13 protein-coding genes are annotated in these 12,402 nt (G+C 69.0%); 5 read left to right on the top strand and 8 right to left on the bottom strand.

The window, feature by feature from the left end:
• Positions 1–37 precede the first annotated feature (37 nt).
• A complete protein-coding gene (locus tag RS85_RS12375) occupies positions 38–1,900 on the bottom strand; it encodes a phosphoenolpyruvate carboxykinase (GTP) (protein ID WP_046013774.1) in 1,863 nt (620 codons plus the stop codon).
• Positions 1,901–2,009: 109 nt separating this feature from the next.
• On the opposite strand from RS85_RS12375, the gene RS85_RS12370 reads away from it, so the two are divergent.
• Positions 2,010–3,452 carry an XRE family transcriptional regulator gene (locus RS85_RS12370; RefSeq protein WP_046013773.1) on the top strand — a complete coding sequence of 481 codons (1,443 nt, stop codon included), beginning with the start codon at positions 2,010–2,012 and terminating at the stop codon, positions 3,450–3,452.
• 29 nt (positions 3,453–3,481) lie between these two features.
• Here RS85_RS12370 and RS85_RS12365 read toward each other — a convergent pair whose 3' ends face one another.
• Positions 3,482–4,528, bottom strand: a complete 1,047-nt coding sequence (locus RS85_RS12365) for a winged helix DNA-binding domain-containing protein (RefSeq protein ID WP_046013772.1) — start codon at positions 4,526–4,528, stop codon at positions 3,482–3,484.
• Between the two features lie 46 nt (positions 4,529–4,574).
• A complete protein-coding gene (locus RS85_RS12360; protein ID WP_046013771.1) occupies positions 4,575–6,023 on the bottom strand; it encodes a glyceraldehyde-3-phosphate dehydrogenase in 1,449 nt (482 codons plus the stop codon).
• A gap of 199 nt (positions 6,024–6,222) precedes the next feature.
• Between RS85_RS12360 and RS85_RS12355 the strand changes: the two genes are divergently transcribed.
• A complete protein-coding gene (locus RS85_RS12355; protein WP_046013770.1) occupies positions 6,223–6,600 on the top strand; it encodes a DMT family transporter in 378 nt (125 codons plus the stop codon).
• Complete coding sequence (locus RS85_RS12350; protein ID WP_046013769.1) at positions 6,597–6,920, top strand: DMT family transporter; 324 nt, start codon at positions 6,597–6,599, stop codon at positions 6,918–6,920. Before RS85_RS12355 ends, RS85_RS12350 begins: the two co-directional genes overlap by 4 nt.
• A gap of 144 nt (positions 6,921–7,064) precedes the next feature.
• Here RS85_RS12350 and RS85_RS12345 read toward each other — a convergent pair whose 3' ends face one another.
• Genes RS85_RS12345 through RS85_RS12335 form a run of 4 tightly spaced genes read right to left on the bottom strand, consistent with a single transcriptional unit; the run spans position 7,065 to position 9,965 of the window.
• Positions 7,065–7,961: a cytochrome c oxidase assembly protein gene (locus tag RS85_RS12345; RefSeq protein WP_235282440.1), complete on the bottom strand. Its 897-nt coding sequence runs from the start codon at positions 7,959–7,961 to the stop codon at positions 7,065–7,067.
• A 5-nt stretch (positions 7,962–7,966) separates the two neighbouring features.
• Positions 7,967–8,107, bottom strand: coding sequence for a hypothetical protein (locus RS85_RS19725; RefSeq protein ID WP_160298628.1), 141 nt, complete (start codon positions 8,105–8,107; stop codon positions 7,967–7,969).
• A 33-nt stretch (positions 8,108–8,140) separates the two neighbouring features.
• Positions 8,141–9,073: an N-acetylmuramic acid 6-phosphate etherase gene (gene murQ, locus RS85_RS12340; protein ID WP_046013767.1), complete on the bottom strand. Its 933-nt coding sequence runs from the start codon at positions 9,071–9,073 to the stop codon at positions 8,141–8,143.
• Positions 9,063–9,965 (bottom strand): N-acetylglucosamine kinase, encoded by a 903-nt coding sequence (locus RS85_RS12335; protein WP_046013766.1) that lies wholly within the window; start codon positions 9,963–9,965, stop codon positions 9,063–9,065. Before RS85_RS12335 ends, murQ begins: the two co-directional genes overlap by 11 nt.
• Before the next feature lie 72 nt (positions 9,966–10,037).
• On the opposite strand from RS85_RS12335, the gene RS85_RS12330 reads away from it, so the two are divergent.
• Together RS85_RS12330 and RS85_RS12325 are read left to right on the top strand one after the other, a co-directional pair.
• Positions 10,038–10,898 (top strand): MurR/RpiR family transcriptional regulator, encoded by an 861-nt coding sequence (locus RS85_RS12330; protein ID WP_046013765.1) that lies wholly within the window; start codon positions 10,038–10,040, stop codon positions 10,896–10,898.
• A gap of 40 nt (positions 10,899–10,938) precedes the next feature.
• Positions 10,939–11,589: an HAD-IA family hydrolase gene (locus RS85_RS12325; RefSeq protein ID WP_200894829.1), complete on the top strand. Its 651-nt coding sequence runs from the start codon at positions 10,939–10,941 to the stop codon at positions 11,587–11,589.
• A gap of 14 nt (positions 11,590–11,603) precedes the next feature.
• Here the strand turns inward: RS85_RS12325 and RS85_RS12320 are convergent, their stop codons facing one another.
• The gene (locus tag RS85_RS12320) at positions 11,604–12,212 is read right to left on the bottom strand and encodes a TetR/AcrR family transcriptional regulator (RefSeq protein ID WP_046013764.1); all 609 of its coding nucleotides are present in this window, start codon (positions 12,210–12,212) and stop codon (positions 11,604–11,606) included.
• Positions 12,213–12,402: the final 190 nt, after the last annotated feature.

The raw sequence follows: 12,402 nt of genomic DNA, 5'->3' as shown, positions 1-12,402 counted from the left end.
AGGTGCCGACTCCCCCGAGTCGGCACCGGTCTGGGGGCTACGCCTTCGCGAGGCGGTAGCGGAGCGAGGCGAGCTCGGCGCGCAGCGCCGCCGGAACCTTGTCGCCGAAGGTGTCGTAGAACTCCTCGGTGAGATCGGCCTCGGTCTTCCACGCCTCGGCGTCGACGGAGAACAGCTCGTCGAGGTCGGCGGCGGGGATGTCGAGTCCGTCGAGGTTCAGATCCTCAGTGCGCGGCAGACGTCCGATCGGGCTGTCGACGGCGGGCACCTGACCCGCGATGCGGCGGATGATCCAGTCGACGACGCGCGAGTTGTCGCCGAAGCCGGGCCACAGGAACCGGCCGTCGTCGCCTCGGCGGAACCAGTTCACCTGGAAGATGCGCGGTGCACGGTCGAAGCGCAGGCCACGGCCGACCTTGAGCCAGTGCGCGAAGTAGTCGGCCATGTTGTAGCCGCAGAACGGCAGCATCGCGAAGGGGTCGCGACGGAGCTCGCCGACCTTGCCCTCGGCGGCAGCAGTGCGCTCGGACGAGATGTTGGAGCCGAGGAACACGCCGTGGGTCCAGTCGGTCGCCTCGACCACGAGCGGGACGTTGCTCGCACGTCGTCCGCCGAAGAGGATGACGTCGAGCGGCACGGCCTGCTCCCAGTCCTCGGAGATCTGCGGGCACTGAGACGCCGACACGGTGAAGCGCGAGTTCGGGTGCGCGGCAGGCCGGTCGGAGTCGGGAGTCCAGTCGTTGCCCTCCCAGTCGATCAGGTGCGCCGGCGCCTGGTCGGTCAGACCCTCCCACCACACGTCGCCGTCGGGGCGGAGCGCGACGTTGGTGAAGATCGTGTTGCCCCACAGCGTCTCGACCGCGGTGACGTTGGTCGACTCGCCGGTGCCGGGAGCGACGCCGAAGAATCCGGCCTCGGGGTTGATGGCCCACATGCGGCCGTCCTCACCGGGGCGGATCCACGCGATGTCGTCGCCGAGGGTCTCGACCTTCCAGCCCGGGATCGTCGGCCGCAGCATCGCGAGGTTCGTCTTGCCGCACGCCGAGGGGAACGCGGCCGCGACATGGTACGCCTTGCCCTGCGGATCGATCACACGGATGAGCAGCATGTGCTCGGCGAGCCAGCCCTCGTCGCGGGCGATCACCGAGGCGATGCGCAGCGCGAAGCACTTCTTCGCGAGGATCGCGTTGCCGCCGTAGCCGGAGCCGAACGAGTAGACCTCGAGAGTCTCGGGGAAGTGCACGATGTACTTGTCGTCGTTGCAGGGCCACTCGACGTCCGGCTCGCCCGTGGCGAGCGGTGCGCCGACGCTGTGCACGGTCTTGACCCAGGGCGCGCCCCCGGCGATCCGGCTCGTGACGGCTTCGCCGACACGGGTCATGATGCCGATCGAGGCGACCGCGTAGGCACTGTCGGTGACCTGCACCCCGATGTGGGAGAGGGGTCCGCCGACCGGGCCCATGGAGAACGGCACGACGTACATCGTGCGCCCGCGCATGGAGCCCTCGAAGATCTCGGTCATCTTGGCGCGCATGTCGGCGGGAGCGGCCCAGTTGTTGGTGGGGCCGGCATCCTCTTCCCGCTCCGACGCGATGTACGTGCGTCCCTCGGTGCGAGCGACATCGCTCGGGTGCGAGCGGGCGAGGTAGGAGCCGGGACGCCATTCCGGGTTGAGCTTGATGAGCTTGCCCTCGGAGACGAGGCCGCGCAGGAGCCAGTCGTTCTCGGCGCGGGAGCCGTCGACCCAGTGCACGGAGTCGGGCTGCGTGAGGGTGCTGATCTCGTCGACCCAGGCGACCAGCTCAGCCATCGCGGGAGTGTCATACGTCGGTGCGGCACCGAAGGTGCGCGTCGTTGCGACGGGGGACGTGCGAGGGGTGATGACTTCGGCCATGGCCATGACTGCTCCTTTGAAGTGTGGGGCGTTAGACCCATCTTCTTCCGACTCGCGAGGTATTTTCGGACGAATCGGGGAGTAAGAATTCGAGTTCTTTCGCTAAGATCAAGGAATGGCGTCCTCCGGCATCCACCTCACGACTCTCGGCCACCGCATCCGTCATCACCGACTGGAGAACGGCTTCACTCTCGACGAACTCGGCGCGCTGGTCGGCGTGGCCGGATCCCAGCTGAGCCTGATCGAGAACGGTAAGCGCGAGCCGAAGCTGTCGCTGCTGCAGGCGATCGCGCAGGCGACGAGCACGCAGGTGACCGATCTCATCTCCGGCGAACCGCCGAACCGTCGCGCCGCCCTCGAGATCGAGCTCGAGCGCGCGCAGGAGAGTCCGGTCTTCCGCCAGCTCGGTGTCGCGCCGATACGGGTGACCAAGGGCACGAGCGACGAGACCATCGAATCGATCCTCGGTCTGCACCGTGAGCTGCAGCGTCGCGAGCGCGAGGCCATCGCGACGCCGGAGGAGGCCCGTCGCGGGAACACCGAGCTGCGGCTGCGCATGCGCGAGCAGAACAACTACCTGCCGGAGATCGACAAGCTCGCCGAGAAGCAGCTGAAATCCGCCGGGCACGTGCAGGGCGCGCTGACCCACCGCACGGTGAGCATCATGGCCGAGAAGCTCGGCTTCGAGCTGATCTACGTGAACGACCTCCCCCACTCCACCCGTTCGGTCACCGACCTCGAGAACGGGCGGATCTACCTGCCACCGGCATCCATCCCCGGAGGTCACGGACTCCGCTCGATGGCGCTGCAGGCCATGGCGCACCGCCTGCTCGGGCACACTCCGCCGACGGACTACGCCGACTTCCTGCAGCAGCGGCTCGAGATCAACTACTTCGCCGCGTCCTGCCTCATGCCGGAGACGGCGTCGGTCGCCTTCCTGCAGCAGGCGAAGAAGGACCGCAACCTCGCGGTGGAGGACTTCCGTGATGCGTTCGGTGTGACGCACGAGGCCGCGGGCATGCGGATGACGAACCTGGTCACGCACCACCTGGGGATGCCGCTGCACTTCCTGCGCGTGGACGCCACCGGGGCGATCACCCGGGTCTACGAGAACGACGACCTGCCGCTGCCGATGGACGTGACGGGCGCCGTCGAGGGGCAGCGCGTCTGCCGCAAGTTCCAGGCGCGCGCGGCGTTCACGCAGCAGAACCGCACGACCGAGCACCACCAGTACACCGACACTCAGTCGGGCACGTTCTGGTGCTCGACGCAGACGGGATCGTCGAGCGACGGGGAGTTCTCGATCACGGTGGGAGTCCCGTTCGACGACGCACGCTGGTGGCGCGGGCGCGAGACGGCCGATCGTGCGGTGTCGACCTGCCCGGACGAGGCGTGCTGCCGCCGCCCCTCGAGCGACCTCGCGGACCGCTGGAACGGCAAGGCGTGGCCGAGCGCCCGCGTGCACACGCACATGTTCTCGCCGCTCCCCCGGGGTGCGTTCCCCGGCGTGGACGACAACGAGGTGTACAACTTCCTCGCGCGGCACGCGAGCGAGTAGGGCGCTCAGGCACTCAGCCGCTCAGTCGCTCAGCCTGCGATGAAGTTCTCGAAGCGGGCGAGGGCGGCGGCCACGGCATCCGGATCAGCGGGCTCGGTGAACAGCTCGGGCGGAGCCTCGCGGTTCGCGGCCGCGTGCGTCCAGCATCCGATCACCCGGCCGTCCTGGATGAGCGTGGCGCGCACCATGCCGTTCTTGCCCGGGCCGACCGCGGCGAGGTGCTCCGGCGCGCAGACGGTCGTGCGGTCGGCGTAGGAGATGTAGTACTCGTCGAAGGCGCCGAGGGCGAGGACGGATGCCCCACCTGACGCGCGTCGCGGACGCTCGGGAGCCAGGAACAGGCCGTCATCGACCTCGTCCACGCGGTGGCGGGCTCGTTCGAGCGCGTCGCGGGACTGACCGAGCGTGAGGCCCGACCACCACGCGAAGTCGGCGACGCCGGCCGGGCCGTGGCCGGTGATGTAGCGCACGAACAACTCGGCCAGCGGGTCATCGGGCCGGGCGTGCTCGCGGATGTGCTCCTCCACCAGGACGAAGCGCTGCTCGCGCGTCACCCCGTCGCGGGCGACCACAGGTCCCTGGCAGATCAGTCCATCGATCGTGAGTTCGAAGAGCAGGTGCAGTCCGCGCTGGCCGGTGGGGTCGATGCCCACACCCCCGAGGAGTTCGAAGACCTCGGTGCGGGTGCGGCCGCCGTCGCGCAGCGCAGGCGTGAGCGTGTCGACCGCGAGAGCGACCATGTCGTCGTCGATCCCGAGGTCGCGCCGCCTTCCCACCGCCTGCTGTCGCTGCCGCGGAGCCGTGACCGACAGCATCCACCCGAGGTCCCGCGCCGGAACGGTGTGCAGGGTGCCGCGCATCGTCCACGCCCGCACCAGCTCGCCGCGGTCGAACGCCCGATCGACGTCGTGCAGCCGCAGCTTCCCGCGGGTGCGGAGGGTGAGTGCCCATCGCCCGGCGGTGAAGTCCTGACTCTGTAGGGCGAGCAGGTGCGCCGCCGCATCGACGACCGTGCGGGCCGGAGCCGTGAGACGGTGCGATCGGAGGCGCTCGGCCAGCAGGGTCGCGGTCTTCATGCCCCCCATCATGCCGGGGACCACCCCCATGCGCACCTGCGACGCGTCAGGCCTGCAGCGTCACCTCGCGGCGGGCGGGGAGCACGACGGGGTGCGACCCGGCCATGACCTCGAGCACGCGAATGACCTGGCAGGAGTACCCGTACTCGTTGTCGTACCAGACGTAGAGCACCACGTCATGGTCGTTCGCGATCGTGGCGAGGCCGTCGACGATGCCCGCGCGATGCGAGCCGACGAAGTCGGTGGAGACGACATCCGGGCTCTCGACGTAGTCGATCTGCTGGCGCAGCTTCGAGTGCAGCGAGACACGGCGCAGGTAGTCGTTGAGCTGGTTCCTCTCGGCGGGGCGCTCCAGGCTCAGGTGCAGCACGGCGAGCGAGACGTCGGGAGTGGGGACGCGGATCGCGGATCCCGTGAGCTTGCCTTCGAGTTCGGGCAGAGCCCGGGCGACGGCGTTCGCTGCACCGGTCTCGGTGATGACCATGTTCAGCACGGCCGAGCGGCCGCGACGGTCGCCGCTGTGGAAGTTGTCGATCAGGTTCTGGTCGTTCGTGAACGAGTGCACGGTCTCGACGTGCCCGCGGACGATGCCGTACGCCTCGTCGATCGCCTTCAGCACCGGCGTGATCGCGTTGGTCGTGCAGGACGCGGCGGTGATGATGCGATCGTCCGGCGCGATCGTGTCGTCGTTGATGCCGTGCACGATGTTCTTGAGTGCGCCTTTGCCCGGCGCCGTGAGCAGCACGCGGGCCACGCCTTGCGCCTCGAGGTGGTGACTCAGACCCTGCTCGTCGCGCCAGCGTCCGGTGTTGTCGACGACGATCGCGTCGCGGATGCCGTAGGCGGTGTAGTCGATGGATGCCGGGTCGTCGGAGTAGATGACCTGGATGCGGGTGCCGTTGGCGATGATCTGCTCAGCGTCTTCGTCGACCGTGACAGAGCCGGCGAATCGGCCGTGCACCGAGTCGCGGAGAAGCAGCGATGCACGTTTGACGAGGTCGTCCGCCGAGCCGCGTCGCACGACGATCGCGCGTAGACGCAGTCCGCTGCCCCCACCGGTGTGCGCGATGAGGATGCGCGCGAGGAGGCGTCCGATGCGTCCGAAGCCGTACAGCACCACGTCGGTCGGCTCGGCGGCGGTCGCACCGAAGGCCGGCGCAAGGGTCTCGGCCAGGTAGTCACCCAGCGATGCGTCGCTCTCGGCGTGGCCGGCGACCAGCCGTGCGACGTCGAGAGAAGAGGCTCCGGGCGCGAGGGCGTGGACCGCCTCCAGCACCGCGAGGGTGTCGTCGAGCGCGAGCTGCTCGTGACCGAGCTGCGCGACGCGTTCATGCACCTCGACCAGGCCGGTGGTCGAGAGCCCGAGCAGCCGGTGCCCGTGGAGGGAGGTCACGACGTCGTGCTCGCGCTTGAGCGCACCGATGAGCGGGATCATCCGCTCGGCCAGCTCTTCTCGCGCGGTCCAGTCGTCGTGGCGTGCGGCGGAATCGTTCATCTGCGTCCTTGCATGTGTGAGCGCGCGCCGAGATCGCCGGCGCGCAGAGTTGCCGGGTGAGCTTCGGGGGATGCATCCAGCGTACGCGGCCGGGCGGGCGGCCTCCGAATCGGATGCTGGCGCGAATTTCCGCGTCGTTCAGGGAATCATGCGGGCATCCGACACGTTCTCTCGGTCGACCCCTCCGAAAGGCACCTCCATGACAGACCGCTCCCGGCCGTCGGCCTGGCCCCCACTGCTGATCGCGATCGCCCTGGAGGTGTCCGCGACACTGTCGCTCCGCGCGGCGGAGGGTTTCACGTATCCGTTCTGGCTCATCCCGGTCGTCATCGGATACACCGGATCCTTGTGGCTGCTGTCGGTCGTGCTGGATCGCGGGATGCCGGTGGGCGTCGCATACGGCATCTGGTCGGCGATCGGCGTGGTGCTGACGGCCGTGCTCGGCACCGTGCTGTTCGACGAGCTTCTGGGACCGGTGCAGATCGTGGGTGTGGGAGTGATCGTGCTCGGCGTGCTGCTGGTCGAGCTGGGCTCGCACAAGCGTGAGTCCGCACCCGCGACGGAGGTCGTGTCGTGACGTGGGTGCTGCTCGCTCTCGCGATCGCGAGTGAGGTCACCGCGACCCTCAGCCTGCGCGCATCCGAAGGGCTGCGTCGCCGCCGTTGGATCCCGATCATCGTCGTCGGATACCTCGCGGCGTTCGTGCTGTTGGGCACGATCCTCGCGATGGGAATGCCAGTGGGCGTCGCCTACGGCATCTGGGCCGCGGCAGGGGTCGCTGTGACCGCGGTGCTGGGCCGCGTCATCTTCAAGGATCACTTCTCGGTCATGATGGCGATCGGAGTCGCGCTCATCGCGGCCGGCGTGGCACTGATCGAATTCGGGGGCGGGCACTGACCGACCCCGATGTGGATGTCCCACCCGTTGTCGTGATGCGGTGCGGGCGGAGGGTGTGCGGGTGGTGTTGTATGTGAGGATCAGCAGCGATCCCGGCGGGTCAAAGAAGGGCGTGGACAGGCAAGAGAAGGACTGCCGAGAGCGTCAGCTCGGGCTCTGGCGCTGAAGGCTGGCCAGGTAGTCGTTGTAGCGCTGTCGTTCGACCTCCTCCTGGACGTCATTTCTCCGGGAGAGGCGGATGTCACGAGAACGCCATCTCGAGAGCGTGACGACCAGCACGATGAGAAGCGGAAGTTCACCGTAGGTCCAGACCAACATCCCGGCAATCGACTGGTCTACCGTGGCCGGGACGTCCGGAAACGGCGTTTGCGAATAGGCGGAGAAGAGGGCGCTGCCACTCAGCAGGAGCACGAGACCGAACGCGGCGTGCACCTGGATCTCGACAACGACGTCCGCCAACCTCGCCACGTATGAAGGCGAACGGGGCAACGGGTCGTTGGACCAGAGGGGTGCCCCAGCAATGATCCCGGCTAGGAGAAAGACCGCGAGGAGGAGCTCGTGCCCGAAGGGCAGTCCGATCACAGCGCTGACCAGGTCGGTGAAGTAGAGCCCGGGAAAAAGAGCGATGACCACGGTCGGAGCGACGAGCGGGTGGAGGAGAGCTCGGGCGAGGGGAGCACGCCGAGCACCATGAGCCGCACGCAGAACGACTCTTCCGACGCCGCGGTGCGGCGTAGCTCGAAGGAGGAGTGTCCCCGGCGACCCCAGGAGCAGCAGTGGAGGGATGACGGTCATCAGCGTGATCTGCTGAAAGACGAGAACGGAGACGAGGACGTCAGCCTGCCCGTTCCCTGCCGCGCTCGTGACATAGATGAGCGTGGCGCATCCGAGGACGAAGGAGACAGTCCTCATCGGATGCCACCTGCGACGCAGCACACGCATCCGCAGGTCGCCGGAGAGATACACGATCGCGGCGAAGGCGCCGACGAGCGCGAGAGGAGAAGCCACCGTCAGGTCGATGCGCAACATGTCGCCGACCATGTCGTTCACCATTCTGCTTCGCCCCCCTGGGCTGAACCCCGGTAGATCACTCCCCGCTCGCGGTTCACCGCCGCGATCAGCGCCTCGGGGCCGTCGACCGTTGCGAGATCGGCGACGTGGTCGGCGTCGTGGAGAGCGGGGGGCATCCACCCACGCTACCGGAGCACCCGATCACGCGCTCAGACCAGGGAACCGATCGCCTCGCGCAGGATGCCGTCGGCATCCCGAAGAGCGGATGCAGCGGCATCCGGTCCCGCTCCGGTGGCCAGCATGAGCAGAGCGAGCTTCACGGACCCGTCCGCGGCCGAGAGTGCCGCCGCCGCCTCATCGACGCCGACCCCCGCCAACTGCGTCACGGTGCGGATCGATCGGGCATGCAGCTTCTCGTTCGTCGCGAGCAGATCGACCATGACGCCGCGATACGTCTTGCCCAGCTTGATCATCGACAGCGTGGTGAGCATGTTCACGACGAGCTTCTGCGCCGTGCCGGACTTCAACCGGGTCGATCCCGAGATGAACTCGGGTCCGGTCTCGACCTCGATCGCGATGTCGGCCTCGGCGCCGATGGCCGACGAGGCGTTCGACGCGATCGCGACCGTCAGCGCACCGACGCCTCGGGCGAAGCGGAGTCCACCGACGACGTAGGGCGTGCGACCGGATGCCGAGATCCCCACGACCGTGTCACGATCGGAGAGTCCGAGCTCGCGGAGGGAGTCGGCCGCTGCCCGGTCATCATCTTCCGCGTTCTCGACGGCAGCCCGGATCGCGGTCTCGCCGCCGGCGATCAGCCCGACGACCATCGCCGGGTCGGTGCCGAACGTCGGCGGGCACTCGCTCGCGTCGAGCACGCCGATGCGGCCGGCCGTGCCCGCGCCGATGTAGATGAGGCGACCGCCGCGCCGGAAGCGCTCGGTGATGCCGTCGACCGCCGCCGCGATCTCGGCGGCGCGCTTTCCGACGGCTTCGGGAACCCGATGGTCCTCCTGATTCATCCGTCGCACCAGTTCATCGGTGCTGAGCAGGTCGAGGTCGCCGCGTTCGGTCGACGATGCCTCGGTGCCGAGGCTGGAGAGCTCGGCGAGAAGCGCGGTGAGTCGGTCGTCATGCGGCACGGTGCACGAACCTTTCGTGGGGAAGATCAACGCGGCGCGCAAGCAGCAGCGCACCGTCGAGAGCGTCGCCGCCGGCGACCCCCGCGCGACGTTCGGCGCGGTGCAGCGACGACGTCAGTACAGTGCGGAACCAGGAGTGTTCGGTGAGCCCGCCGTGCAGGACGACCTCGGCGGAGAGGTTCGACGCGGCGACGGCGGAGCGGGTGAGGAGCCGGATGCCCTCGTCGATGATCTGGCGCGAGACCGGGTCTCCCTCCTCGGCGGCGTCGAGCACCAGCGGAGCCAGCGCGGCCAGTCGAGCCGGCAGCGGCCCGCTCGCCGCGAGCCACGCGGGAATATCGGATGCCGAACCGACGCGCTTCGCGAGGACCTCGGCGAGAGCGGTCGTCGGCGCCAGCCCGTTCGCCGCGCGGAGAACGGCGCGGAGCGCCTCTCTTCCGAGCCAGGACCCACTCCCGAAGTCGCCGAGCTCCGGACCCCACCCGTCGATGAGCCGGGCCCCCTGCGCGTCGATGCCGAGCGCTGCGGCACCGGTGCCGGCGATCAGCAGAACGCCCATGCCGCCGCCGAGGGCACCCGCGTGCGCGGTGACGACGTCGGACGCGACCATCGTCGCGACGCCGAACTCGTCGGCGAGTCGTCGCGACAGCTCGGATGCCGCATCCGGTGCCGCCCACGCCCCGGCCGCTCCGACGCCGATCGCATCGATCGAGGAGATGCCGACGTCGACGAGCAGCGGCCGAATGGATTCTAAAGCCGCTGCGACGCCTCCCGCTGCCGCGAGGCCCGGTGCGCCGACGCCCTCGCGCGAGGTACGGGCGCCCGTGTCCACGACGACGCGGCAGCGGGATTTGCCGAGGTCGACGGCGATGGCAGCGGGAGAGACAGGCATGAAAATACTCTACACATCAGGCTATCCATGTGAAACAATTATCCAACTCAGCAGTGCACAGAGACGGAGCGCATGAGCATCCAGACGACGATCGCGACCGCGGCCGAGACGTTGCCCCCGTCCCTCGCTCGGATCGCCCGAAGGGTCGGCGACGATCCGAACGCGGTCATCGAGAGCACCATCACAGAACTCGCCGCGGCCTGCCACACCTCGGTCGCCTCGGTGGTGCGTTTCTGTCGCTCCATCGGTCTCAGTGGCTACCCCGCCCTGCGGATGACGCTCGCGAGGGAACTCGGGCGCGAATCCGTGCAGCTCAGCGCCTCATCCCGATTCGGGTCCGAGATCTCCCTCGGCGATTCGCTGCGAGACGCCACCGCGAAGGTCGCCGCACTGGAAGCGCTGGCGATAGAGGAGACGGTCGGGAACCTCGACTTCGGCGTGCTCGAAGCGGCCGTCGGGGCTGTGGACCACGCGCACCGGATCCTTCTGTTCGGCGTCGGAGCGAGTCGTCTGGTGGCCGACGACCTCGGGCACAAGCTCCTTCGCATCGGTCGAACGGCCATCGTGCTCTCCGATGCGCACGAAGCCAGCGCAGCCGCCGCGCTCGGGGCGACCAGATCCGTCGCGATCGGGTTCTCGAACTCCGGCACGACCATGGAGACCGTGCGCTTTCTCCAGACCGCCCGGACCGCTGGCACCACGACGATCGGGGTGACGAGCGCCGCCGCGACGCCGCTCTCCGACGCCGCTGATCACACGCTGCTCACCCATGCCAGAGAGCCGCGCTTCCGGGCCGGGGCGATGGTGAGTCGCATCGCGCAGCTCGCGGTCGTCGACTGTCTTTTCATCGGAGTCGCGCAGCGTCGGCATGCGCACACGGTGCACGCGCTCGAGCGCACGGTCGAGGCGACCCGAGCCCTCCGAGGCGACTGAGGACGATCTCACGGGACCGCGCCGCGGCTACTCTGGAGAGGTGACCGAAACGATTCGTGCCCGCGCCGTCCTGCTCGACATGGACGGCACCCTCGTCGATTCGACAGCCGTCGTGGAGCGGCTCTGGCTCGCCTGGGCCGAGCCCCACGGACTCGAGCCCGAGACGGTGCTGAGCGTCGTGCACGGTCGCCAGGGCCACCAGAGCATGGCGATCATGCTCCCCGAGCGGGACCACGCGATCAACCTGCAGGAGAACGATCAGATGCTGGCCACGGAGGCGCGCGACGTGGACGGCGTCATTGCGATCACCGGCGCCGACGCGCTGCTCGACGCGCTGTCGGGCCACCCGCACGCGATCGTGACCTCGGCGAACGTCGCTCTGATGACCGCGCGGATGCGGGCGGCCGGCCTCACCGTCCCCACCCTGGCCGTCACTGCCGAGAACGTCTCGGCATCCAAGCCCGACCCGGAGGGGTTCCTCCTCGGTGCGAGCCTGCTCGGCGTCGACCCCGCGGACTGCGTCGTGTTCGAGGACTCCGGTGCCGGCATCCAGGCGGGTCTCGCCGCCGGCATGCGCGTGATCGGGGTGGGCGCACACGCGGCAGCGCATTCCCCCACGTACCGTGTCGACGATCTCTCGCAGATCTCCATCGGCCCCACGGACGACGGGTTCGACCTCATCATCGACTGAACCGTCCGGAGCGCTCAGCGCGTCCGGAGCCCGTCGAGCGCGACCGTGAGCACATCGCGGGCGAGGGCGTCGGCATCCTCAGCTCCGCCCGGGCGGTACCACTCGACGAGCGAGTTCACCATGCCGAACAGCAGGCGGGTGGCGACGGAGGCGTCGACGTCGGGTCGCACGGCACCGTCGTCCTGCGCGGCGCGGACGATGCCGGTGACCTCCTGGTCGAAGGCGCGGCGTCGCTCGAGCGCGCGGCGCTCGACCTCGCTGTTGCCGCGGACGCGCAGCAGCAGGGTGACCGATGGCAGGTGCGCGGCGAGCACACGGACGGCCCCCTCCAGGACCGCGGCCAGTCGCTCGCTCGGGACGACCGTCCGGGTGTCGGCGAGCACCCCCTCGAGGCCGTCGAGCGCTTCTCCGAGCGCGGTCTCGAGGATCTCCTCCTTCGAGGAGAAGTGGTGATACAGGGCCGCTTTCGACAGGCCGAGCCGCGTCGCGAGCGCAGCGACGGAAGTGGCGTCGTAGCCCGATTCGTTGAACACGGCGACGGCGGCATCGAGCAGGCCGCGGCGGTCATAGCCCGGCCGGCCGCGCCTCACCGGCTCGCCGTCTCTGCGTGCTGCGTCTGTCACACGGTCAGTCTGTCACGCGTGCGAGCGGGGCTAGATGCTGACGGCGACCTCAGCCGGCCCGAGCGGTTCAGCCTGCGCGGGCGCGAGAGGGACGAGCGAAGTGAGAGGCGGTGTGGAGGTGGTGGGGCGTGCGCCATCTGCGGTGGGGGTCCCACCAGGCCGGGCCGCGGACCTGCGGGATGCCGTTGTT

This window comes from Microbacterium sp. SA39 (assembly GCF_000967865.1).
Classification (GTDB): Bacteria; Actinomycetota; Actinomycetes; order Actinomycetales; family Microbacteriaceae; genus Microbacterium.
This window is presented reverse-complemented; position numbering and strand designations above follow the sequence as displayed.

What these genes read in the sequence shown, in the direction of transcription:
- RS85_RS12355 (WP_046013770.1), top strand. Translation starts at nt 6,223, where the DNA reads ATGACAGACCGCTCCCGGCCGTCGGCCTGGCCCCCACTGCTGATCGCG.
- RS85_RS12375 (WP_046013774.1), bottom strand. Translation starts at nt 1,900, where the DNA reads ATGGCCATGGCCGAAGTCATCACCCCTCGCACGTCCCCCGTCGCAACG.
- RS85_RS12335 (WP_046013766.1), bottom strand. Translation starts at nt 9,965, where the DNA reads ATGCCTGTCTCTCCCGCTGCCATCGCCGTCGACCTCGGCAAATCCCGC.
- RS85_RS12370 (WP_046013773.1), top strand. Translation starts at nt 2,010, where the DNA reads ATGGCGTCCTCCGGCATCCACCTCACGACTCTCGGCCACCGCATCCGT.
- RS85_RS12365 (WP_046013772.1), bottom strand. Translation starts at nt 4,528, where the DNA reads ATGAAGACCGCGACCCTGCTGGCCGAGCGCCTCCGATCGCACCGTCTC.
- RS85_RS12345 (WP_235282440.1), bottom strand. Translation starts at nt 7,961, where the DNA reads ATGGTCGGCGACATGTTGCGCATCGACCTGACGGTGGCTTCTCCTCTC.
- RS85_RS12360 (WP_046013771.1), bottom strand. Translation starts at nt 6,023, where the DNA reads ATGAACGATTCCGCCGCACGCCACGACGACTGGACCGCGCGAGAAGAG.
- RS85_RS12330 (WP_046013765.1), top strand. Translation starts at nt 10,038, where the DNA reads ATGAGCATCCAGACGACGATCGCGACCGCGGCCGAGACGTTGCCCCCG.
- RS85_RS19725 (WP_160298628.1), bottom strand. Translation starts at nt 8,107, where the DNA reads ATGCCCCCCGCTCTCCACGACGCCGACCACGTCGCCGATCTCGCAACG.